The organism is Streptomyces sp. Ag109_O5-10 (assembly GCF_900105755.1).
Classification (GTDB): Bacteria; Actinomycetota; Actinomycetes; order Streptomycetales; family Streptomycetaceae; genus Streptomyces.
In genome coordinates this window covers 5,268,409-5,290,450 of sequence record NZ_FNTQ01000001.1, presented here as the reverse complement: position 1 = coordinate 5,290,450, position 22,042 = coordinate 5,268,409, and the positions used below count along the sequence as shown (strand labels likewise).

The 22,042-nt window shown below is 73.2% G+C and carries 19 protein-coding genes and 2 pseudogenes; 11 read left to right on the top strand and 10 right to left on the bottom strand.

Translation table 11 applies throughout. From position 1 onward, the window contains the following. Positions 1-45 precede the first annotated feature (45 nt). The gene (locus tag BLW82_RS24260) at positions 46-726 is read right to left on the bottom strand and encodes a class I SAM-dependent methyltransferase (RefSeq protein ID WP_093508230.1); all 681 of its coding nucleotides are present in this window, start codon (positions 724-726) and stop codon (positions 46-48) included. Between the two features lie 96 nt (positions 727-822). After that, on the bottom strand, positions 823-1,359 hold the full coding sequence (locus tag BLW82_RS24255; protein ID WP_093501710.1) for a TetR/AcrR family transcriptional regulator: 537 nt from the start codon (positions 1,357-1,359) through the stop codon (positions 823-825). A 76-nt stretch (positions 1,360-1,435) separates the two neighbouring features. Between BLW82_RS24255 and BLW82_RS24250 the strand changes: the two genes are divergently transcribed. The 3 genes from BLW82_RS24250 to BLW82_RS24240 are packed head-to-tail and all read left to right on the top strand — an operon-like array spanning position 1,436 to position 4,246. Beyond that, entirely contained in the window at positions 1,436-2,485 is a 1,050-nt protein-coding gene (locus BLW82_RS24250) for an aldo/keto reductase (protein ID WP_093501708.1), read from the top strand. Then, the gene (locus BLW82_RS24245; protein WP_093501706.1) at positions 2,482-3,213 is read left to right on the top strand and encodes a DUF998 domain-containing protein; all 732 of its coding nucleotides are present in this window, start codon (positions 2,482-2,484) and stop codon (positions 3,211-3,213) included. Before BLW82_RS24250 ends, BLW82_RS24245 begins: the two co-directional genes overlap by 4 nt. A gap of 10 nt (positions 3,214-3,223) precedes the next feature. Next, on the top strand, positions 3,224-4,246 hold the full coding sequence (locus BLW82_RS24240) for an SDR family oxidoreductase (protein WP_093501704.1): 1,023 nt from the start codon (positions 3,224-3,226) through the stop codon (positions 4,244-4,246). A gap of 97 nt (positions 4,247-4,343) precedes the next feature. Here BLW82_RS24240 and BLW82_RS24235 read toward each other — a convergent pair whose 3' ends face one another. Next, a complete protein-coding gene (locus tag BLW82_RS24235) occupies positions 4,344-6,728 on the bottom strand; it encodes an ATP-binding protein (protein ID WP_093501701.1) in 2,385 nt (794 codons plus the stop codon). A gap of 177 nt (positions 6,729-6,905) precedes the next feature. Between BLW82_RS24235 and BLW82_RS24230 the strand changes: the two genes are divergently transcribed. The 3 genes from BLW82_RS24230 (at position 6,906) to BLW82_RS24220 (ending at position 9,831) form a co-directional block, all read left to right on the top strand. Further along, on the top strand, positions 6,906-7,307 hold the full coding sequence (locus BLW82_RS24230; RefSeq protein ID WP_093501700.1) for a hypothetical protein: 402 nt from the start codon (positions 6,906-6,908) through the stop codon (positions 7,305-7,307). Beyond that, positions 7,199-7,990, top strand: a complete 792-nt coding sequence (locus BLW82_RS24225) for an MmyB family transcriptional regulator (RefSeq protein ID WP_143063713.1) — start codon at positions 7,199-7,201, stop codon at positions 7,988-7,990. Before BLW82_RS24230 ends, BLW82_RS24225 begins: the two co-directional genes overlap by 109 nt. 137 nt (positions 7,991-8,127) lie before the next feature. Next, positions 8,128-9,831 (top strand): ABC transporter ATP-binding protein/permease, encoded by a 1,704-nt coding sequence (locus BLW82_RS24220; protein ID WP_093501696.1) that lies wholly within the window; start codon positions 8,128-8,130, stop codon positions 9,829-9,831. Positions 9,832-9,958: 127 nt separating this feature from the next. On the opposite strand, the gene BLW82_RS24215 is transcribed toward BLW82_RS24220, so the two are convergent. Beyond that, positions 9,959-11,341: an aminotransferase class V-fold PLP-dependent enzyme gene (locus BLW82_RS24215; RefSeq protein WP_093501695.1), complete on the bottom strand. Its 1,383-nt coding sequence runs from the start codon at positions 11,339-11,341 to the stop codon at positions 9,959-9,961. A 139-nt stretch (positions 11,342-11,480) separates the two neighbouring features. Here BLW82_RS24215 and BLW82_RS24210 point away from each other — a divergent pair, with 139 nt between their 5' ends. The 3 genes and pseudogenes from BLW82_RS24210 to BLW82_RS24195 form a co-directional block, all read left to right on the top strand. Next, positions 11,481-11,981, top strand: a complete 501-nt coding sequence (locus tag BLW82_RS24210) for a DUF2165 domain-containing protein (RefSeq protein ID WP_093501693.1) — start codon at positions 11,481-11,483, stop codon at positions 11,979-11,981. Between the two features lie 109 nt (positions 11,982-12,090). Continuing rightward, a pseudogene (locus BLW82_RS45630) lies at positions 12,091-12,318 on the top strand (transcriptional regulator); the annotation flags it as partial. Positions 12,319-12,439: 121 nt separating this feature from the next. After that, positions 12,440-12,703: pseudogene (locus BLW82_RS24195) on the top strand (hypothetical protein); the annotation flags it as partial. A gap of 29 nt (positions 12,704-12,732) precedes the next feature. Here the strand turns inward: BLW82_RS24195 and BLW82_RS24190 are convergent. The 3 genes from BLW82_RS24190 to BLW82_RS24180 all read right to left on the bottom strand — a co-directional run bounded on the left by BLW82_RS24190 (position 12,733) and on the right by BLW82_RS24180 (position 17,078). Beyond that, complete coding sequence (locus BLW82_RS24190) at positions 12,733-13,302, bottom strand: hypothetical protein (RefSeq protein ID WP_177233050.1); 570 nt, start codon at positions 13,300-13,302, stop codon at positions 12,733-12,735. Between the two features lie 89 nt (positions 13,303-13,391). Then, positions 13,392-15,977 (bottom strand): bifunctional FO biosynthesis protein CofGH, encoded by a 2,586-nt coding sequence (locus BLW82_RS24185; RefSeq protein ID WP_093501691.1) that lies wholly within the window; start codon positions 15,975-15,977, stop codon positions 13,392-13,394. A gap of 255 nt (positions 15,978-16,232) precedes the next feature. Next, complete coding sequence (locus BLW82_RS24180) at positions 16,233-17,078, bottom strand: LLM class F420-dependent oxidoreductase (RefSeq protein WP_093501689.1); 846 nt, start codon at positions 17,076-17,078, stop codon at positions 16,233-16,235. 154 nt (positions 17,079-17,232) lie between these two features. On the opposite strand from BLW82_RS24180, the gene BLW82_RS24175 reads away from it, so the two are divergent. After that, positions 17,233-18,744 (top strand): CehA/McbA family metallohydrolase, encoded by a 1,512-nt coding sequence (locus BLW82_RS24175; RefSeq protein WP_093501687.1) that lies wholly within the window; start codon positions 17,233-17,235, stop codon positions 18,742-18,744. A gap of 83 nt (positions 18,745-18,827) precedes the next feature. On the opposite strand, the gene BLW82_RS24170 is transcribed toward BLW82_RS24175, so the two are convergent. Together BLW82_RS24170 and BLW82_RS24165 are read right to left on the bottom strand one after the other, a co-directional pair. After that, the gene (locus BLW82_RS24170) at positions 18,828-19,439 is read right to left on the bottom strand and encodes a hypothetical protein (protein ID WP_177233049.1); all 612 of its coding nucleotides are present in this window, start codon (positions 19,437-19,439) and stop codon (positions 18,828-18,830) included. Between the two features lie 113 nt (positions 19,440-19,552). Next, positions 19,553-20,383 carry an endonuclease/exonuclease/phosphatase family protein gene (locus BLW82_RS24165; protein ID WP_256215935.1) on the bottom strand — a complete coding sequence of 277 codons (831 nt, stop codon included), beginning with the start codon at positions 20,381-20,383 and terminating at the stop codon, positions 19,553-19,555. A gap of 89 nt (positions 20,384-20,472) precedes the next feature. Between BLW82_RS24165 and BLW82_RS24160 the strand changes: the two genes are divergently transcribed. Next, the gene (locus tag BLW82_RS24160) at positions 20,473-20,859 is read left to right on the top strand and encodes a nitroreductase/quinone reductase family protein (protein WP_093501681.1); all 387 of its coding nucleotides are present in this window, start codon (positions 20,473-20,475) and stop codon (positions 20,857-20,859) included. A gap of 546 nt (positions 20,860-21,405) precedes the next feature. Here the strand turns inward: BLW82_RS24160 and BLW82_RS24155 are convergent. Further along, positions 21,406-21,957, bottom strand: coding sequence for a DUF3455 domain-containing protein (locus BLW82_RS24155; RefSeq protein ID WP_093501679.1), 552 nt, complete (start codon positions 21,955-21,957; stop codon positions 21,406-21,408). Positions 21,958-22,042 lie beyond the last annotated feature (85 nt).

The window sequence follows — 22,042 nt, the reverse complement described above, 5'->3', positions numbered from 1 at the left end:
GACCTCTCGCGGCTCACGGACCGGCCGTGGTGAGCCGGCCCTCCCTCAGCGCAGTCGGCGTACGCGCAGCACCAGGTCGTCGGTGTGGTGGGCGCCGGCGCCGCCGTCGGGTGCCGTGCGGGGGCGCTGTTCGTGCACCTCTGCCGCCCAGTCGTCGTCGAGCAGGTCGACGACCGTCGAGGGCCACACATAGTCAGCCGGGTCGAAGTCGCCGTCGTGGGCCTGCCGGGTCTCCATCCCCGCGTGGTGCACGACCAGCAGGATGCCGCCGGGCGCGACGGCGGCGAGCAGCGCTCGCTCCGCCGCGGCGTCGGGGGTGCGCAGCAGGGCCGGGTACTGCGCTGACACCAGATCGAAGGAGGCCGGCGGGAGCATCGCGTCGGTCAGCGCGGCGTGCACCCAGTCAATGGCGAGGCCGGCGTCCCGCGCATGGCCTGCCGCCCGCTCCAGGGCCACGCCGGAGACCTCGAGCGCGGTCACGTCCCAGCCGTGCCGCGCGAGCCAGATGGCATCCGCGCCCTCGCCGCAGCCCACGTCGAGCACCCGGCCGGGGGTGAGCCCGGCGACCTCGGTCACGAGCGCACCGTTGGGGCGGCCGCTCCACAACTGCTGTCGTTCGGAGTACCGGTTGTCCCATTCCGCCCGCACCGCGGGGTCCCCGAGGTATCCGTCAGGCCCGGGGATGCCGGACGCGGGTGATTCTTCTGCGATGTCGTTGTCGGCCACGGCCCCACCGTCGCCCGGCCGGGTCCCGGTCCGCCACTCCTGTTGCCGGTCCGGCAAACCGGCGCTCTGTCGCACCGCGTCAGCGCGCTCACGTGTCTACCGGTGCGTGCTCAGGCCGTCGAGGATGAGCCCGAGCATGCGGGGGGCCCGGTCCTCAGGGGTGGACGCGGCGCGCCAGAGCGCTCCGGTGAGCTGGAGGAAATCGGCGGGGTCGGCGTCCTGGCGGATGGTGCCGTCCTTCTTGCCGGCGTCCAGGAGCTGGGTGAGGGCGGCGATGACGGGGCCGTAGCTCTCCTCGGCGATCGCCTGGTGCGCTCCGGCGCTGAGGGCGTCGCCCAGGCCGTGCTTCTTGCGCATGGCCTCGACCAGGTCGGTCGTCCAGTGGCGCAGCGCTTCCAGAGGCGGCATCTCGGCCAGCAGGTCCGGCGCGGTGCCGGTGATGCGTGCCACCTCGTCCTGGTAGACGGCCAGCACCAGGGCCTCGCGGGTGGGGAAGTTGCGGTACAGCGTGCCCGCCCCGACTCCGGCGCGCTGGGCCACCTGGTTCATCGAGGCGTTGCCGTCCTCGCCGAACGCCTCGCGGGCGGCCGCGAGGATGCGTGCCCGGTTCTCGCGAGCGTCTGAACGGACCACGGGACCTCACCTTGCTAAGTGGAGAACTCTCCACTACGTTATTCGGAGAGCTCTCCACTTACTTTAGAGGGGCGTCATGCACTACATCAAGCTCGGCACCACAGGCCTGGACGTGTCACCGATCGCGATCGGCGCGATGACCTACGGCGAGCCCGACCGCGGACACCCCGTCTGGTCGAAGGGCGAGCAGGAGGCCCGGCCGCTCATCCGGCACGCGGTGGAGGCGGGGATCAACTTCTTCGACACCGCGAACATGTACTCCAACGGTTCCAGCGAGGAGATCCTCGGCCGCGCGCTGAAGGACTACGCCGACCGCGACGCCGTGGTCATCGCCACGAAGCTGCGCCACCCGATGCGCCTCGGGCCGAACGGGCGGGGACTGTCCCGCAAGGCGATCATGACCGAGGTCGACCACTCCCTGCGCCGCCTGGGAACCGACTACATCGACCTCTACCAGATCCACCGCAACGACCGCTCCACCCCCTGGGAGGAGACGCTCGACGCGCTCAACGACCTGGTGAAGGCCGGCAAGGTCCGCTACCTCGGCGCCTCGTCCATGCACGCGTGGGAGTTCGCGAAGGCCCTGCACCTGCAGAAGCAGAACGGCTGGGCGCGCTTCGTGTCGATGCAGAACCACTACAACCTCCTCGCCCGCGAGGAGGAGCGCGAAATGATCCCGCTGTGCCTGGACGAGGGCGTCGGCACGGTCATCTGGTCGCCCCTGGCGCGCGGACGCCTGGCCCGCGCGTGGGACGACGCCCGCGCCACGGCTCGCGCCGAGACGGACGGAGCGTACGCGGACCTGCTCTACTCGCCCGAGCAGGAGGCATCCAACAAGGCGATCGCCGACGCGGTCGGGCAGGTGGCGGACGCGCGCGGCGTCACCCGTGCACAGGTCGCGCTCGCCTGGCTGCGACGTCAGCCGGTCGTCACCGCACCGCTGGTCGGCGCCGGCTCGATCCGGCAGATCGACGAGGCGGTGGCCTCCCTGGACGTCGGGCTCACCGACGACGAGGTGCGCGCCCTGGAGGCCCCGTACACGCCGCGCCACGACTGGCAGGGCGTCTCGGACGAAGCCGAGATGGAGGCCATCCGCCGACGCGTCCCAGGAATGGCCCTGTCATGAAGCCCGCGAAGCCCATCGTCCGCTCCGGCGCCGCCGCCCACGCCGGAGCCCTCCTCATCCTCCTCGGCCCGCTCGTGTCCTGGCTCGCCGAGTTCGTCACCGCCGCCGCCTGGCAGGACCCGCCGTACTCACCCCTCTACAACTGGGTCAGCCACCTCGGCCTGACCGGTCCGGCCCAGACCGCGTTCGGGCAGGTCGCGAACTCCCCCCTCGGAGCCGTCATGGACACCGGCTGGGTCCTCTACGGCGTCCTCCTGATCGTCGGCTCGTTCCTCGTGTTCGACCCGCGCGGGGGCACCCGCCCGGTCATCGTCCTGGCCCTCGCCGTCCTCGCCGGCGTCGGAGTCGCACTCGTCGGCACCGTCCAGGGCTCCGACGCCAACGTCCACAACGGCCTCATCGCGTTCCACACCCTCGGCGCGCAGACCGTCATGCTCGCCGGCAACACCATGGCGATCGTCGTCGGAGCCAACGGAACCCGCACGGGTCTCGGCAGGGGCCGGTCGGTCGCGAGCGTCGCACTCGGCGCCTTCGGACTGATCGCGTTCCCGCTCTTCATGGCCGACGTCCTCACCGGCTGGATGTGGAACGTCGGCATGTTCGAGCGTGCCGTGATCTACCCGATCATGGTCGGCCACGCCCTCCTCGGAAGCGGCCTGGCCGCTTCCGCCCCGCGTCGTCACGCGACGCGCCCGCTGCCCCCTTTCGATGCGCACGTCGCGCGCTGAGGAGACACAGATGACACAGGTACTGGTCACCGGAGGAACAGGATTCATCGGCAGCTGGTGCGTGCTGACCCTGCTCGAAGCCGGGCACACCGTGCGCACCACGGTCCGCGACCCGCGGCGTGAGCCGGCACTGCGCTCCTGGCTGCATGCGGCCGGTTCGTTCGACGACGACCGCCTCACGGTCGTACGCGCCGACCTCGAACACCCCGAGGACTGGGACGACGCCGTCGCCGGCTGCGACTACGTCCTGCACGTCGCCTCCCCGACACTGCGTCACACCCCGGCGAACGACGACGACCTGGTCGTCCCGGCACGGGAGGGCGTCGTACGAGTGCTGCGGGCCGCCCGTGACGCCAAAGTCCGCCGGGTCGTCCTCACCAGTGCCTTCGGCGCCATCGGGATCGGGCATCCCCCGCGCTCGACCCCGTTCACCGAGGAGGACTGGACCGACGTCGACAGCGACATCCCGCCCTACCAGCGCTCCAAGACGCTGGCCGAGCGCGCCGCCTGGCGGTTCGTCGAAGAGGAAGGTGACGGTCTGGAGCTGACAGCGGTGCATCCCGTGGGCGTCTTCGGCCCCCTGCTCGGCCCGGACGACCCGCCGTCCCTGCGTCTGGTGCGCAGAATGCTCGAGGGACGGGTTCCGGCGTGCCCGCCCTTCGCCATGGGCTACGTGGATGTGCGCGACGTCGCCGACCTGCACGTGCGCGCGATGACCGATCCGGCGGCCGCCGGCGAGCGCTTCCTCGCCGTCGCCGGCCACAGTCTGCGCGTCGTCGAGATAGCCCGCATACTGCGTGAGCGCCTGGGTGAGCGCGCCGCGAAGGCCCCGACCCGCGAACTGCCCGTCTGGCTCACCCGCGCGCTGGGTGTCGTGAACCCGGAACTGCGACTGCTCAGGCACCAGCTGGGCCGCGATCTCGACGCCACGAGCGCCAAGGCCGAGCGGCTCCTGGGGTGGCGGGCCCGGCCGATCGAGGACACCATCGCCGAGACCGCCGAGAGTCTCCTCGCACACGGCATCGGCCGATGACCGGGACGGCAGCGCGCTCCCACGGATGCGCAGCGCCCGGGCAGAACAGGGATGCCCACAAAGGCCGTTGATGCGACCTCCAAGAGCCGGCCGGCGTTCACAGGGTGCTGCGCCGCCGGATCGCGGCCCGGTGTTCCAGGGCCCAGGGGTAGTCCGGTTGCAGGGCGATGGCCCGGTCCAGGTCGGCGAGGCCCGCTTCGTGGCGGCCCAGGTTGGACAGGGAGACGCCTCGGCTCGCGTAGGCGTACGCGTACTCGGGGTCGAGTTCGAGGGCGCGGTCGTAGTCGGCCAGGGCCTCCTCGTCGCGGCCGGCGACGCGCAGCGCGTCGCCACGTTCGCAGCGGCCCCAGGCCCAGTCGGGTTGCAGCGCCAGGGCGCGGTCGAGGTCGGCGAGGCGACGGGCCTGGTCGTCGAGACCACGCCAGACGCGGGAGCGGCGGGCCAGCGCCCAGGCGTAGTCCGGCTTGAGGGCCAGCGCGCGGTCGAAGTCGGCGAGGGCCGCGTCGAGGTCGCCTTGGCGTTCGTGGGCGGCGGCGCGGGAGGCCCAGGCGAACTCGCTGGTGGGGTTGCGTCTGATCCCTTCGCTGAGGTCGGCCACCGCTTCGTCGTGGTGGCGGGCCAGCCGGTGGTGCTCGCCGCGCAGGATGACGTTCCACGGGTTGTCCGGCTCCAGTTCCAGCACCCGGTCGAGGTCGGCGAGCGCGCCCTCGTAGTCGCCCGTCCCGCCCCGGGTGACGGCCCGGCCGCGGTGGGCCCGCACCAGGGCCGGGTCCAGGGCGAGGGCGCGGCCGTAGTCCTCCAGGGCCTGCTCGTGCGCGCCGTCCCGGGCGAGCGCGTCGGCGCGCAGCGCCCAGGCCGTCGCCCGCCACGGCTCGTCGCCCCGGGCGCGGCCGAGCAGCAGCCGGAGCAGTCCGGCGAGCCCGCCCCCGGCGAGCGCCTCGGAGAGGTCGGCGCCCCAGGTCCGTACGGCCTCGGCGTCCGCGTCCTCGCCCGCCTCGGTCAGGAGCCGCACCCACGGCCGTACCGCGTCGTCGCCGTAGGCACAGGCGGTGACGAGGTCGGCGAGGACGGCCGGCAGCGCGGCGCGGGGCCGTGCGCACAGCAGGTGGTACGACTCGCCGAGCCGCAGTTCCCGCCATTCCTCGTCCGCCCACGGCTCCTCGGGCCGCAGGTCGGCCTCGGCGTCCGCGCGCCGTCTGCTGTAGGCCTCGGCGAGCCGGGTGTGCCGTTCTGCCCAGCCCCGGGGCGAGCGCAACCGCTGCAGCCGGAGCATCGGCGCCCGGACGACGCCGTGGTAGCGCATCCGGCCCCCGCGCTCGTCGACGAACGGCATGCCCCTCAGCCAGGTGAAGAGTGCGTCGGTCTGGTCGTCGGGGCCTTCCACGGCGGAGCGGAACACGTCCTGGTCGAGCTGCCGGGGCAGCGCGCCGGCCAGCGCGGCGGCTCTGCGTACGGGGTCCCGCTCCCACTTCAGGAAGCGGTCGACCGCCGTGGCGCTGGGATCGCCGACCTCCGCGGGGCCGACAGGCCCGGACTCGGCCAGCGTGGAGACGAGCACCGGCAGCCCGCCCGTCAGCCGCAGCACCTCCGCGACCACCGGCTCGTCCCGCACCCCCTTGTCGGCGAGCAGTCCCCGGGCCTCCGCCTCCGTGAACGGACGGAGCGGCAGGTCCGTCCTGAAGTCCGCGAAGCTGCCCCAGCGGGCCGTGTCGAAGGGGCGCTGGCCGGAGGTGACCACGACGACGTTGGCGGGCAGGGCGCCGTACCGGTCGGTGGTCATCACGTCGTGCAGCCACGGGTCCAGGAAGGGGCCGGTGCGCTCGTAGGTGTCGAGGAGGAGGACGAGCCAGGGGGCGGTGTCGGCGACACCCGACAGTTCCGTCAGCAGCACTGGGGTCAGCACCCGCTCGGGGGACAGCACCAGCTGGACGTCCTCCTGGCTGCGGAAGCGGGCCCGGAGCCGGTCGGCACCCTGGGCGAGCCGGTCGGCGTCCAGGGCGACGGCGAACGCGCCCGCCACCGGGACCATCCCCAGCCCCACCTGCGCCGCCCGCGCCACCGCCAGACTCCCCGCCGACGGTCCCTCCCGCTCCTCAGCGCCGCCCAGCACCAGAGCTGACTCCGCCTCGTGCCGCCGCTCCCTGTAGACGGCCAGCAACCGCTCCAGCTCCTTGAACCGCCGTCCCTGGGCCGCGAACTGACGGGCCACGGCCGCCATCGCCTCGGGCACCCCGGCCACGCCCTCGTCGAGGTACGCGGTCAGCGCTCCGGCCTCCCGGGCGATCTGCTCCAACTCCCTGACCAGACGGGTCTTCCCGACGCCCGCCGCACCGTGCACATGGAACAGGAACCGGTGCCGCTCGTCCTCCGGCGCCAGCTGGAGGTTCCGCCGGAACGCGGCCCGCTCCTCGACCCGCCCGACGAACCCGGCCCTCCGGCGCCGCCCGATCAGCTCCTGCATCGACGGCCGTGTCGACCCCATCCGCGCCTCCCCCGCAGTCGGCCCACAGAGAGTCTGGCAGAGACCACCCGTCCGGACGGAGCCACCGCCGCGGCCGACCCGACGAAGTGTGGATCACCGGCCGGTTCTGGCCCCTTGCCAAGAGCTTCCGCCGGCTTCTACTTTTTGAGCGACTGCTCAAACGAAAGAAGACACGGCATGACCGGCAACAGACGTGCCTGGCTGCTCTTCACCGGATGGCTTCTGACCGGAGCCTGCTACCTGCTCGCCCTCATCACCGTGCTGTCGATCGGGATCTTCATCCTGCCGATCCCCGTCGCCGGCACCGTCGTGCTGGCCACGCGTCGGGACACCCGTCTGGGCCTGCCCGGCCTGCTGTCGGGGGCGAGCCTGCCGCTGTTCCTGCTCGCCTACCTCAACCGGCACGGACCCGGCACCTACTGCACCACCTCGCCCGGCGGCAGCAGTTGCACCGAGGGCCTGCTCAACCCATGGCTCCTGCTGGCCGCCGGCCTGCTCGCCCTCGGCGCCGGACCTGGACTGCTCCTCAAGATCCGGCGACGGCCGGTGAACAGCTCGGCACCGAGCCCCTCCCGGTAGTCCGCACGCCCGGTCCGCCGACGTCGCTCGCCGCGCTCGCCCGCGCCCTGCGCCTCAGCCACGACGAACGCGACCACCTGTACCGGCTGGCGAACCGCCCGATCCCGCACCAGGGCGGGACGGCGTCACACGTCCACCCCGCCATGCTCGACCTGCTGACCCGCATCGACGGGACCCCGGCGATGGTGAGCACCGACCTGCACACCGTTCTGGCGCAGAACCCGCTCGCCGTCGCGATGCTCGGCGACCTGTCCGCGCACCACGGCCACGCGGCGAGCTTCATCCACCGATGGTTCACCGACCCGGCCTCGCGGGGGATCTACCCGCACGAGGACCTCGCCCCGCAGTCCCGCTCGTTCGTCGCCGACCTGCGCGCGGCAGTCGGGCGACGCAGTCCGGGCGACGCCGAGGCGACCGGGCTGGTGGACGAGCTGCTGCAGCAGTCGCCGGAGTTCCGGGCGCTCTGGGCCGACCAGGACGTGGAGGTACGCAGAGACGAGCGCAAGCGGATCGTCCACCCCGGCGTCGGCCTGCTCGACCTCGACTGCCTCAGCCTCTTCAGCGAGGACCACCGCCAGCGGTTGCTCTGGTTCACCCCGCGCGCCGGAACCGGCACCGCCGAGAAGCTCGCTCTGCTGACCGTCGTGGGCACACAGGCGATGCAAACCGAACCGGTCCGATGAACCGCCTCTGATCTTCTCGGCCTTGCGGACGCGGTGGTGCCCGGTGTTCCGTGGGGCCGGGCCTCACGCCCCCACGTCGCAGCGGGCGCCGAGGAGCCGGGGCCCGTGTCCGCGGGCCCACCTGGCATGCTGCCCCCATGTCGACACCGACCCCGCACGCGTCCGTCGAGGCCCCCGGCCCCTCCGTCAACGGCCTGCGCCTGCGGGCGCGTCGGGTGAGCCGGGAGGTCCGTGGGGGCGGGCGGATACTGAACGGCATATCCGTCGAGGTCGCTCCGGGGCAGCTCACGGTGATCGCCGGGAGCAGCGGTGCGGGCAAGACCGTGCTGTTGCAGACGCTGGCCGGGCTGAGCGCGCCGAGCGACGGCGACGTGCTGCACGACGGGGCACGCCCCGGGCCGCCCGGGCCGGACTTCGGCTTCGTCCCGCAGGACGACATCATCCACCGCGAACTCCCGCTGCGCCGCACGCTGGTGTACGCGGCGGGCCTGCGGATGGCTCCGGGGACGCCGGCCGGGACCGTACGGGAGACCGTCGACCGGGTGCTGGTCACGCTCGGTCTGGCGGAGCGGGCGGAGACCCCCGTGCGCGCGCTGAGCGGCGGCGAACGCAAACGGGCCAGTATCGCGGTCGAGTTGCTCACCCGTCCCCGGGTGCTCTTCCTCGACGAGCCGACGTCCGGGCTCGACCCGGTCACCGGCGCGGCCCTGCTGCGCACCCTGCGGGCGCTCGCCGAGGACGGCACCACCGTCGTGCTGACCACGCATGTCCTCGCCGATCTGCTCCGCGCCGACCAGGTCGTGTTCCTCTCCGCCGGCGGCGAGGTCGCGTACGCGGGCGCGCCGGACGCCCTGTTCGACGCCTTCGGGGTGGGCACCGTGGAGGAGGTGTACGAGGCGGTGGCGGGCGGCGCCCGCGCCGAACGGGCCGAAGCCGAGGAGGACGACGCACCTGCTGACGCCACGTCACCGTCCGTACGGGCGGGGCGGGTCGGCGTCCTGCGTCAGTGGGCGCTGCTGACCCGGCGGGGTACCGCGCTGATGCTGCACAACCGGCTCTCGGTCGCCGTGCTCGCGGGCTCGCCGGTGATGATCGTGGCGATGTTCGCGGTGCTGTTCCGGGCCGGCGCGTTCGATCCGGCGGCACCGGATCCGGGCTCCTCGGCGATGATCATGTTCTGGATCGCGTTCGGCGCGTTCTTCTTCGGGCTGACGTACGGCCTGCTCCAGATCTGCACCGAGCTGCCGGTGCTGCGCCGGGAATGGCTCGCGGGGCTGCGGCTCGGCCCCTACGTCGCCTCGAAGCTGACGACTACGCTGCCGGTGCTGGCGGTCGCGGACGCGCTGCTGCTGGCGGTGCTGCGCGCCCTCGACCGGCTGCCCGCGGCGGGCTGGGACACGTACGGATCGCTGTTCGCGTCGAGTGTGCTGGCCTCGGCCGCCGCCCTCGCGCTGGGGCTGCTGGCGTCGGCGGCGGTGTCGGAGCCGGGGCAGGCGACGCTGATGCTGCCGTTGCTCTGCTTCCCGCAGGTGCTGTTCTCGGGCGCCTTCGTGCCGGTGCCCCGGATGACGGTGGCCGGGAAGGCGATCAGCTGGGCGATGACCAACCGGTGGGCGTTCGAGGCGCTGGGCAGCGGGGTGGGTCTCGAGTCGCTGTGGCGGGCGGGCGGCTCGCCGCTCGGTCCCCCGCTGCTGACGTCGTACGGGGACTCGTTCGGGCACCCGGCGAGCCGCGGGTGGGTGATCCTGGCGGGGTTCGCGCTGGTGTTCCTGGCCTGGACGTGGGTGATCCTGGTGCGCAAGTGCCGGGACGGCGCGGCGCGGAGCCGGGCGGGCCGCTGATCACGGCCGCGGCCCGTGGCGCGGTGGCCGTGGTGCGGTGCCCGTGGCGCGGTGCCCGTGGCGCGGTGCCCGTGGTGCGGTGCCCGTGGTGCGGTGGCCATGGTGCGGCGTTCCCGGGGGGGCGGGCTCAGCAGCTCTCCCGTGCGGCCAGCCCGGCCGTCGTCGGTACCCGGTCCCGGTAGGTGTCGGTCACGAACGCCAGGAACGTCTCGATGTCCCCGGGCTGGGACGAGATGCCCAGGGAGACCCGGACGGCGCCCGCCGACGGCAGCTCCAGGAGCTCCAGGTACTCGTCCAGTGACCCCACCTGCGTGTCGGCCGCCGAGCGCAGCCGGGTCAGGGGCAGGCCGAACGCCTCCTCTCCGGCACCCGGATTGCAGAAGCAGCCCGTGCGCAGGGATATGCCGTGGGCGGCGCTGTCACGCGTGACGACGCGTTCGTCGACGACCCGGCCGTCCGCGCCGAGCACGTTCAGCGCGACGGTGCCGCCACGCGCCCCGTCGGCGCGGTCGGGGCCGTACACCCGCACCAGCGGTGAGCCGTCGCTGTGCCGCAACGCCGCGAGGCCGCCGAGGAGCCGGCCGGTGAGGGCGGTGACGTGGGCGTGTACGCGGTCCATGCCGATGCCGTCGATCCAGGCGAGTCCTGCGGTCACGTCCGGCAGGGAAAGGAAGTTGACCGTGCCGTCCTCGAAGGCGGCCTCGTCGGCGGCGAGGACGTGCCACTGGGCCTGCGCGCTGACGGCGTAGATGGTGCCGCCCGAGAACCAGGGGCGGCGCAGCCTGGCGAGGGCCGCGCGGCGGGCGATCAGGCTGCCGACGCCGGTGGGGTGCCCGAAGACCTTGTACCAGCTGACGGCGGTGAAGTCCGGGTGGTGGCGGCTCAGGTCCAGGACGTTGGTCGGGGCGAAGGCCGCCGCGTCGAGCAGCACGTCGTAACCGTGTGCCTGGGCGGCGGCGATCCAGTCCAGTGAGTGCTGGACGCCGGTGAAGTTGCTCTGCGCCGGATAGGCGAGCAGGCCACCGGCGCCTTTGCCCGGGCCGGGCGGGGCCAGGGCGGCGAGCAGCCGCCGCTCGTCGATGTGCAGGCCCGGTACGTACACGGTCGCGGCACCCCGCGCCCGTGCGTACTCCCGGAGGCCGTTGACCGAGTTGTGGTTGTCGAGCGACATCACGAGCCTGCCGGCGCGGGTGAAGGGGTACGCCTCACCGACCAGCCGCAGCGCGCCGGTCGCGTTCGGGGTGAAGATCACGGCGTATTCGTCGGGGTCGGCGTTGAAATGGCGGAGCACCGCCCGCCGGGCCTCGGCCAGCAGGAGCCCGGAGGCGCGGGAGGCCGGGCTCTCGGAGTGCGGGTTGCCGAACAGTCCGCCGGTGATCCGCCGGGCGCTGCCCGTGACGAGGGACCGCGGGGGGAGTCCCGCGCCGGTGTGGTCGAGATAGGTGTGTCCGCCTTCGTCGAGGTAACCGAACTCGCGCGTCCGCAACTCCGCGAAGTCGTCCGCGTCCACGAGGCCCCCTTCACGCTTCGCACAGAACTTCGACCAAGGTACCCGCGTGCCAGAGGTTCACCGCCGCGGCACGACGTGGGGCCGCCCGATCGCTGCTGAACAGTGGGTGTAAACAGCGGAGTTGGGGAAGGACGGTGACATGTCCACCTCCCACGCGCCTCGTGCGCTCTCACTCGCCGCTGCCGTTCTCACCGGCACGGTCGCTCTCTACATCGCCCTCGTCGCCTTCGGGAACATCACCGACTTCGGCACCAACCAGGCCTTCGTCCAGCATGTGCTGGCCATGGACACCACGTTCAAGGACGACGACCTGATGTGGCGGGCCGTCACGGACAAGGGACTCGAGAACACCGCCTACGTCCTCATCATCGTGTGGGAGACGCTGGCCGCGCTCGTGCTGATCGCCGGTACCTGGCTCTGGGCACGCCGCGACGACGTCCGAGCGCGGCGCGTCTCCACCTACGGTCTGCTGATGCTCGTCCTGCTCTTCGGCGCCGGGTTCATCGGGATCGGCGGCGAGTGGTTCTCCATGTGGCAGTCCAAGACCTGGAACGGCCTGGACGCCGCGACCCGGGTCCTGGTGCTCACCGGACTCGCGCTCGTAGTCGTCCAGTTGAGCCCCTCGGATCAGGAGGGATAGGGAGCGGCCTCGCGGCCGGCGCGGAGGGTGGCCGCCCACCAGGACAACTGGTCCAGGAGGGTCCTGGCGCAGCCGGGGGCCCCGGGATCGAGGGGGCGGCCGTCCTGCCACCAACCGGCTCGGCGACATCCTCGCCCGCACCGGCGCGTACGAGGCGGTACTGGGCGGGACCGGGCTCCTGGACGCCGAGGCGCCCAACCTCACCCGGTACGTCTTCACCGACCCCCGCGCGCGGGAGCTCTTCGCCGACTGGGACGCCGTCGCCGACGAGCAGGCCTTCGACCTGTGGCTCGGCCCCTCGGTGGAGAACAGCGAGTGGTTCACGGCGGAGCCGGCGTGCAGCCACGGGTCCAGGAAGGGGCCGGTGCGCACGCGGTCAGCGCTCCGGCCTCCTGGGCGATCTGCTCCAACTCCCTGACCAGACGGGTCTTCCCGACGCCCGCCGCACCGTGCACACGCCCGTCGCCGGAGCCGACTTCACCCGGCGGGTGAACCGGCACCTGGTGCCCGCCCGCGGGGTGCTGCGGCTGCGGCATCCTTCGGGAGACGAGCTGCCGCTTCGGCACGAGACGCTCGACATCACCGAGGACGCCCAGCAGCTGGTCGTCCTGCTGCCGGCCGACGAGGACACGGCCGACGCCGTCGAGCGGCTCCGGCGGCCCCAGCGGCTCCGGCGGCCCCAGCGGCTCCGGCGGCCCCGCGGACTGCGCGCCATCTCCTGACGGCTGCCCGGCCACCGCCGCCCCGGCGGCTACTTGACGACCGTCACCTTGGTGTTCGGTTCCGTACCGAAGGTCCACAGGGCCGCACCGTCCGCCTTGGGCATCCGGATGCCGCTGGTCTGCTTGCCGGCGGCGGGCGGCGGCGAGGAGCCGTCGACCGCGTTGGAGAAGGCGACCGACAGTCCCGACTTGGACGCGAAGTACAGGATGTGCTCGATCTGGACGCCGTCCGAGCCGGTCGTGGCCGCCAGGGTCCTGGTGATCGCGTAGGTGCCGGGGTCGGGGGAGACCGTCCCCGGCCACACCGTGAAGGTCCGGGTCGCCTTGTCGCTAGCGTCGACCGTCCACACCCGCTTGGCGCCGAGCGAGTAGACGATACGGCGCCCGGTGCCGGAGGCCGCCGGGACGTCGGGGGCCTTCGCCGGCTTCGGTGACGCGGAGGGGTGGGCGCCCGCCGACGCGCTCGCCGACGGGCGGACCGCGGCGGCCGTGGGGTGCGGCCCCTTGTCGGCCTGTACGGCGAGGAGGACGACGGCCACCGTCGCCCCCGCCGTCAGACCGGTGACCCACACCCAGGAGGGCAGCAGTCGGGCAGCCACGGGTACGCATCTCCTCCGTTATGAGGCCCCCTGCCTGTTCGCACAGGGGTCGGATCATCGTACTGTGCGCCGCCCGCCCGCCCGACGGCTCAGTCCAGCACCGGCAGCAGCTCCGGCAGGTGCCCGTCGGAGGCCTCGGCCGCCCGCTGCCGCTCCTCGGAGACCGGCCCGTACAGCGTCGTACGGGGCTTCGCCGGGCGCCCGGCGGCATCGGCCACGGCGACGAGGTCGCGGACCGACTTGTAGGAGCCGTACGACGACCCCGCCATCCGCGAGATCGTCTCCTCCATCAACGTGCCGCCGAGGTCGTTGGCGCCCGAGCGGAGCATCTCCGCCGCACCCTCCGTGCCCAGTTTCACCCAGCTTGTCTGGATGTTCGGGATGTAGGGGTGCAGGAGGAGCCGGGCCATCGCCGTCACCGCCCGGTTGTCGCGCATCGTCGGGCCCGGCCGGGAGATGCCGGCCAGGTAGACGGGCGCGTTGGTGTGGATGAAGGGCAGCGTCACGAACTCCGTGAAGCCGCCGGTGCGCTGCTGGATGCCGGCCAGGGTGCGCAGGTGGCCCAGCCAGTGGCGGGGCTGGTCGACGTGGCCGTACATCATGGTGGAGGAGGACCGGATACCCAGCTCGTGGGCGGTGCTGATCACCTCGATCCAGGTGGCGGCGGGCAGCTTGCCCTTGGTGAGGACCCAGCGGACCTCGTCGTCGAGGATCTCCGCGGCCGTCCCGGGGACGGTGTCGAGACCCGCCTCCTTCGCCGCGGTCAGCCACTCCCGGATCGACATGCCGGTGCGCGTCGCGCCGTTCACGACCTCCATCGGCGAGAAGGCGTGCACGTGCATGCCGGGGACGCGTTCCTTGACCGCCTTCGCGATGTCGAAGTACGCCGTGCCGGGCAGGTCGGGGTGAATGCCGCCCTGCATGCAGACCTCGACCGCGCCGACGTCCCAGGCCTGCTGGGCGCGGTCGGCGACCTGGTCAAGGGAGAGGGTGTAGGCGTCGGCGTCGGTGCGGCGCTGCGCGAAGGCGCAGAAGCGGCAGCCGGTGTAGCAGACGTTGGTGAAGTTGATGTTGCGGGTGACGATGTAGGTGACGTCGTCGCCGACGGCCGACCTCCGCACGTCGTCGGCGATCCCCGTCAGCGCGTCGAGGGCCGCTCCGTCGGCGTGGAACAGGGCGAGGGCCTCGGCGTCGGTGAGCTTCGTGGGGTCGCCGGCCGCCGTCCTGAGCGCCCCGCGCACGTCCGTGTCGATGCGCTCCGGCGCCATCCCGGGGGCGGCCGCCTCCCGCAGCGCGCCCCAGTCGCCGTACACCTCGTCGAAGTCGTCGCGCCGGTCGGCCGTACGGCCCTCGGAGTCGATGGCGGTGTGCAGATCGGTACGGCCGGAGGCGACGAAGACCTCCTCCGGCTCCTGCCAGGGGTGCCCCACGACGGCCGCGTCCGGCACCGCGAGGCCCGTCTCCGGGTCGGCCAGCGCGGCCACGTGCGGGCGCAGCCGCGGGTCCAGCCAGGGCTCGCCGCGGCGGACGAACTCCGGGTACACGCACAGGCGTTCCCGCAGCTCGAAGCCGGCGGCGGCCGACTTCTCGGCCAGCTCCTCGATCTGCGGCCAGGGCCGCTCGGGGTTGACGTGGTCGATGGTGAGCGGCGACACGCCGCCCCAGTCGTCGATACCGGCCGCGATCAGCCGTTCGTACTCGCTGTCGACGAGGTTCGGCGGCGCCTGGATGTTGCCGGCCGGTCCCATCACCAGCCGCGCCACCGCCACCGCGGCCACCAGCTCGTCCAGCTCGGCGTCCGGCATGCCGCGCATCGCCGTGTCCGGCTTGGCGCGGAAGTTCTGGATGATCAGTTCCTGCACGCCGTGGTACGACCGCGCCACGCGCCGGAGCGCGAAGAGGGACTCGGCCCGCTCCTCGTACGTCTCGCCGATGCCGATCAGGATCCCCGAGGTGAACGGCACGGAGGAGCGGCCGGCGTCCTCAAGGACCCGCAGGCGCACGGCGGGTTCCTTGTCCGGGGAGCCGTGGTGCGGGCCGCCGGGCTCGGACCACAGGCGGGTCGCGGTCGTCTCCAGCATCATGCCCATCGACGGCGCGACCGGCTTGAGCCGCTGGAAGTCGGTCCAGGACATCACGCCCGGGTTGAGGTGCGGCAGCAGGCCGGTCTCCTCCAGGATGCGGACGGAGATGGCGCGGACGTAGGCGATCGTGTCGTCGTACCCGTGCGCGTCGAGCCACTCGCGCGCCTCGGGCCAGCGGTCCTCGGGCTTGTCGCCGAGGGTGATCAGGGCTTCCTTGCAGCCGAGGGCCGCGCCCTTGCGGGCGACGTCGAGGACCTCGTCCGGGGACATGAACATCCCGTGCCCGGCCCGGCGGAGCTTGCCGGGGACGGTGACGAACGTGCAGTAGTGGCACTTGTCGCGGCACAGGCGGGTGAGGGGGATGAAGACGCTCTTCGAGTACGTGATGACACCGGGCCGGCCGGCCTCGGCAAGCCCGGCGTCCCGGACCCGGGCGGCGGACGCGGCGAGGTCGTCCAGGGCGGCACCGCGCGCCTGGAGCAGGACGGCGGCCTCGGAGACGTCGAGGGCGACGCCGTCCCGGGCGCGTTTGAGGGCGCGACGCATGGAGTTCTCGGTGGGGCCGGTTCCGGGTGTCGCGGAAGTCGTCATTCTTCGAGCATACGAAGAGGCTCCGCCTGTTCAGCCGGGGCGGGGGTGGACTTGGGGGTTGCCGGTGAGTTGCCGGGTGCGGGTGGGCCGGAGTCGTTCGCGCAGTTCCCCGCGCCCCTGAAGGGGCGCACTGCGGTGCCCTTCAGGGGCGCTGGGGGTCCCCCGGCCGAAGGCTGGGGGAGGAACCGCGCCACCAGCCACGACGCTCCGGCGGCCGCCCACCTCCCCGGCCCCGCGGACGAATCGACGCGCCCCTCACAGGTACGCGGCGTACGCGTCCAGCACCCCCAGCACTTCGGCCTCCCCCGCCGGAGGCAACTGCGCCACGACCTCCTCGATGCCCAGCTCGGCATAGTGCGCCAGCTTCCCGGGGCTCGGGAAGACGGCGTACGGCACCACCTGGAGCGCCGCCGGGTCGCGCCCGGCGTCCGCCCACACCGAGCGGAGCACCGGCAGCGACTCGGTGAGGCCGCGTCCCCCGATCGGCATCCACCCGTCGGCGTACTCGGCGATGTGCGCGAACAGCTTCGGCCCCGCCGCCCCGCCGACCAGCGTGCGCGGCCCGGCCACCGGCCCGCGCGGCTTCTGGACGGGCTTGGGGTGGGCGGACGACGCCCGTACGCTGCCGAACTCCCCCTCGTAGGCCGTCGGTTCGTCCGCCCACAGCGCCCGCATCAGCGCCATCCGGTCCCGGGTCAGCTCCCGCCGCGAACGCCAGGCCACGCCGTGATCCGCGGCCTCCTCCACGTTCCAGCCGAAGCCGACGCCGAGCGTGAAGCGGCCGCCGGACAGGTGGTCGAGAGTGGCGATCTGCTTGGCGAGGTCGATCGGGTCGTGCTGGGCGACCAGGGTGATGCCGGTGCCGAGGCCGAGGCCCTCCGTGACGGCGGCGGCCTGGCCGAGGGCGACGAAGGGGTCCAGGGTGCGGCCGTACTCGCGGGGCAGGTCGCCGCCCGCCGGGTACGGGGTGGTCCGCTCGACCGGGATGTGCGTGTGCTCCGGCAGGTACAGCCCGGCGAACCCGCGCGTCTCCAGCTCACGGGCGAGCCGGACGGGGGCGATGGTCTCGTCGGTGAGGAAGATCGTGACGGCTATGCGCATGCCCCATCTGTACCGGGGGTGGCTCGATATGTCCATACCGACTGGTCGGCATCACACGCCCCACCTTTCACAGGGCTATGCACATGACAGACGGACGTCTGTGGATTCCCTCGACTTCCGTGGGAGTTCACGTCCACAGGGGAGAGTGAGCGGCATGTGTGAGGACACGCACGGCATCGGCAGACGCGCGCTGATCGTGACGGGCGCGGCCACAGCCCTTACGTTGGGAAGCGTGAGCTTCGCGGCGGCGGACGGCCAGGACCGGGGAACCCAGAAGACGGCGACCGTGCGCGGCACCCTGCCGCCCGGTTGCCCGGACTTCGTGTACGTACCGGTCGAAGTACCCACCGGCGTACGGGAGATCAGGGTCTCCTACACCTACGACAGACCGAGCGTCCCGGCCGGCACCACCGGCAACGCGCTCGACATCGGCCTCTTCGACCAGCACGGCACCGAGCTGGGCGGCAAGGGCTTCCGGGGCTGGTCGGGCGGCGCCCGCACGGAGTTCTTCGTCCGCGCCGACGACGCGACCCCCGGCTACCTCCCGGGCCCGGTCCACGCGGGCACCTGGTACGTCGCCCTCGGCCCGTACACGGTGGCCCCGCAGGGCCTGTCGTACGAGCTGACCATCACCCTGACGTACGGCGAACCCGGCACGCCGGTCCGCCCGGTCTACCCGCCCGCCCGGGCCAAGGGCCGCGGCCGCGACTGGTACCGCGGCGACTGCCACCTGCACTCCTGGTACTCCGACGGCCGCCGCACCCCGGCCGAGATCGCGGCCCTCGCCCGCGCCGCCGGACTCGACTTCATCAACTCCTCGGACCACAACACGCACGCCTCGCACCCGCACTGGGCGGACCAGGCCGGCGACGACCTGCTGATCATGCTCGGCGAGGAGGTCACCACGAGGAACGGTCACGTCGTCGCCCTCGGCACCGACCCCGGAACCTTCGTCGACTGGCGCTACCGGGCCCGCGACAACCGGTTCGGCCACTTCGCCCACCAGATCCGCAAGGCCGGCGGCCTCGTCGTACCCGCGCACCCGCACGCCACGTGCGTGGGCTGCGCCTGGAAGTTCGGCTTCGGGGACGCGGACGCCGTCGAGGTGTGGAACGGCCCCTACACCCCCGACGACGAGGTGGCCCTCAACTCCTGGGACGCCACCCTGGTCGCCTCGGTGCGCGGCAACCGGGAGTGGCTGCCGGCGATGGGCAACAGCGACGCGCACCGCGACCCGGACGCGGTGGGCCTGCCCCAGACCGTCGTCCTCGCCGACGACCTGTCCCGCGCGGCGATCCAGGAGGGGCTGCGCGCGGGCCGCTCGTACATCGCCGAGTCGAAGAACGTGACGCTGAGCTTCACGGCGACGGGCGGCCGCGGCGAGCGGGCGGGCATCGGTGAACGCCTGGCCGTCGCCCCCGACACCCCGGTGACCGTCCGCCTGGAGGCCTCCGGCGTGCCGCGCTGCACGGTCCGCCTCATCACCGACGAGGGCGTCCTCCTCACCAGCGACCCGCTGCCGGTGACCGGGTCGGGGGTGGTGGAGTGGCGGACGACGCCGTCGTACGCGGCGTACGTCCGCGCGGAGATCCGCCACGAGACGGCGGCGGGCCCGGTCCCCGGCGCCCTGGCGGCACTGACCAACCCGATCTTCCTGGGGCGGTGAGCCACGCCCCCGAGGGGCGCGAGGAACCGCGCGACCAGCCACGGCGGCGCCGCGGCCGGAACACGGCGCCGCCGGCGGAGCGACTAGCGGCGGCCGTCCCGTCGGCGCTCGCCGCGCCGCAGCGCGCGCCGCTGCTTCCCCGGCAGGGTGGCGGCCAGTTCGCCGACCGCGGCGACGTCGTGACCGCCGCCCTCCCGGCCGCCCCGGCACCACCACACCGGTGGGCCGGAAGCGCCCGTCGCGCCCGGGTACCTGTCGTCGGCGGTTCCCGCGGGACGGACGTGCATCCCGGTCTTGTGTTCCCAGCAGACCGGCCAGACCTGCCAGAGCAGCTCCATGACGGTCTCCTGCGCGGCGTCCGCGACCGCGGTGAGGACCGTGTCCGCGTCGTCCGGCTCCAGCGGGTCGCCCTCCTCGGGGTCGTGCGCGTTCACCTGGTTGCCCTGCCAACGGCCGTCGGGCATCGCCACGTAGATGCGCCCCCGGTCGACCGCGCCCGGGGGCGGGGACTCCTGCGGCGGCTCGGCCATCAGGATCAGTGCGTCCTGCTCCGGCAGGGTCGCCGCCAGGTCACGGTTGACCACCGCGAGCGCGGCCTCCAGCTTGGGCCACCGCCCGGGCTCGGCCGGCCGGGGCTCCGGGAGCCGTGGCCGGGGCCGGCCAGGATCTATGGGCTCGTACGAGAAGTGGCTCACCGGGGCATCGTCCCATCCGCGCGGCCCCGCACCGGGCCGCGGGTACGCGGTGGACCACCGTCGGATCGCGGGCTGTCAGCTCGCCGAAAGCCTGCCTGTCGGGCTCGGGCTCTTCAGCGGGGTGACCCGTCCGCCAGGTCCGCCACGACCGCCGCGTGGTCCGAAGGCCACACCCCGTCGACCGGACCGTCCCCGGCCCGCCGTACGGCCAGCACCGTACCGATGCCGCCGGGGCCGGACGGGGCGCCGACGTGGATGTAGTCGACGCGGACACTGGGGCCGAGACCCGGCGCGACGTACGGGTTGGCGTTGTCCCAGGTGGCGGAGGGGGCGGCCGGATCGGCGTACTCCCAGGCGTCGAAGAAGACCTGGCCGGGTACCACCGGCGCGGTGCGAACCCCGCCGAACCGGCGGACCTCGTCGGAGTCCGGCCAGGCGTTGAAGTCCCCGGTGACGACGGGCGGGAAGCCGGTGCCGGCGCGGTGGGCGGCGACGAACCCGGCCAACGCGGTGACCTGTTCGCCGCGTACGGCCGACAGGTGCAGCTGCGAGGTGAGGTGGACGGTGAAGAAGGGGACGGGGTGGGCGGGGGCGGCGAGGCGGGCGTAGAGAGCGAGGCGTCCGTCGTCGAGGTCCGGCGGTGCCGGGAGGCGCAGCGCCTCGCTCTCCAGCACCGGCCAGCGGCTCAGCACCGCGTTGCCGATCTCGACGCCGGGCTCCCCGATCCGCCGCTGCCAGCGCTCGGAGGCCGGGGAGGCGGCCCAGGCCCAGTGCAGGCCGAGTTCGCCGGCCAGCCATTCGGCGAGGTTCTCGCCGCCCGCCGCCCACACCTCCTGCAGGCCGACCACGTCCGGCCGCAGTTCACGCAGCACGGCGAGGATCGCCTTCTGCCGTTCGGCCCAGGGTCCGAACCGCCACCACAGGTTCCAGGTCATGATCCGCACGGGGCCCACCGTCTCTCGTCGGGTACGCGTGAGAGACATTGAAGAAGACACCGGCGCCGCATGACGGCGAAAGAGAGAGCCGAGGAATCATGTCCGACCGCAGATTCCGTGCCACCACCGCGTTCCAGCGGTACGTCGCCAACCCGCTGACCCGCCTGATGCCCTTCCAGACCCTGCTGGAGACCACCGGCCGGGTCTCCGGCCGGCCGCGCCGGACGCCGCTGGGCGGGCGCCGGGTCGGGGAGAGCTTCTGGCTGGTGTCGGAGTTCGGGACGAAGTCCCAGTACGTGCGCAACATCCAGGCCGACCCGCGGGTCCGCGTCCGGATCGGCGGGCGGTGGCACTCCGGCACCGCCCACCTCCTCCCCGACGACGACCCGATCGCCCGGCTGCGCACCCTCCCCAGGGGAAACAGCGCGGCGGTCAAGGCACTGGGCACGCAACTCCTGACCATCAGGGTCGACCTGACCAACTGAACAACAGCACCCCCAAAGCGGCACGAGAAACCGCGCGACCAGCCACAACACCACCGCAGCCATCCCACGACAGACCCCGGCACCCCCACCGAACCGCACCGCTCACCGAGCAGGAGCGCCCCCCGAAGGGGCGCGGGGAACTGCGCGACCAGCCACAACACCGCCGCAGCCAACCCACGACAGACCCCCGCACCCCCACCGAACCGCACCGCACCGCTCAGCGAACAACAGCGCCCCCGAAGGGGCGCGGGGAACTGCGCGACCAGCCACGACGACGCCGCGGCCGACCGACGGCCTGCCGCGGCGCATCCAGCGAACCGAGCCGCTCACCGAGCAGCAAAGCCCCCCGAAGGGGCGCGGGAAACTGCGCGACCAGCCACAACACCGCCGCAGCCAACCCACGACAGACCCCCGCACCCCCACCGAACCGCACCGCTCAGCGAACAACAGCGCCCCCGAAGGGGCGCGGGGAACTGCGCGACCAGCCACGACGGCGCCGCGGCCGACCGATGACCTGTCGCGGCGCATCCAGCGGAGCGGCGGTGCTCAGCTCGCCTTGTAGAACGCGTACGTGGCCGAGTACGGCACCGAGATCTGGTCCGTGCCGGTGCACGCCGCCGCCGGCGCCACGCCGCCCTCGGTGTCCAGGCGCTGCACGTAGGTGACGCCCTCGAACGTCCCGGCGCCGCGGGTGGCCGTGGCCTTCAGGAGCAGCTCGGGGACGGCGCCGTCCTTCGCCGAGGTGGCGACTGCGGCGGCGTTGACGGCGCTGCCGTCGACCGTGGAGACCCAGACCGGGCCACGGGAGTGCAGGGCGACCGGACGGTGGGCGCGGTCCCGCTTGTCGGACAGGGTGGCGGCGGGCTCCAGAAGCTTCCAGGCGCCGTCGGTGCAGGTGTAGGTCTGCACGCCGTGCGCGGAGTAGACGCCGGTCAGCTTGTTGCCGTCGGGCACGGCGAGCGCGGCGGGCGCGTGCACGGCCGGGAGGTGGGCGGGCCGTGCGGAGTAGGCCTGGACGGCGGTCGTGCCCAGCAGGCTCGCGGCGGCCGCGGCGACGACGGCCGTGGTGGTCAGGGCGATTCTCTTGACGTGCTTCATGAGGGGGGCTCCGAACGGGATCCGTGCGTGCTCAGGGAAGGGAGCGGACCGCGTCGAACCGGAAACGGGCCGTCCCCCTTGTCCC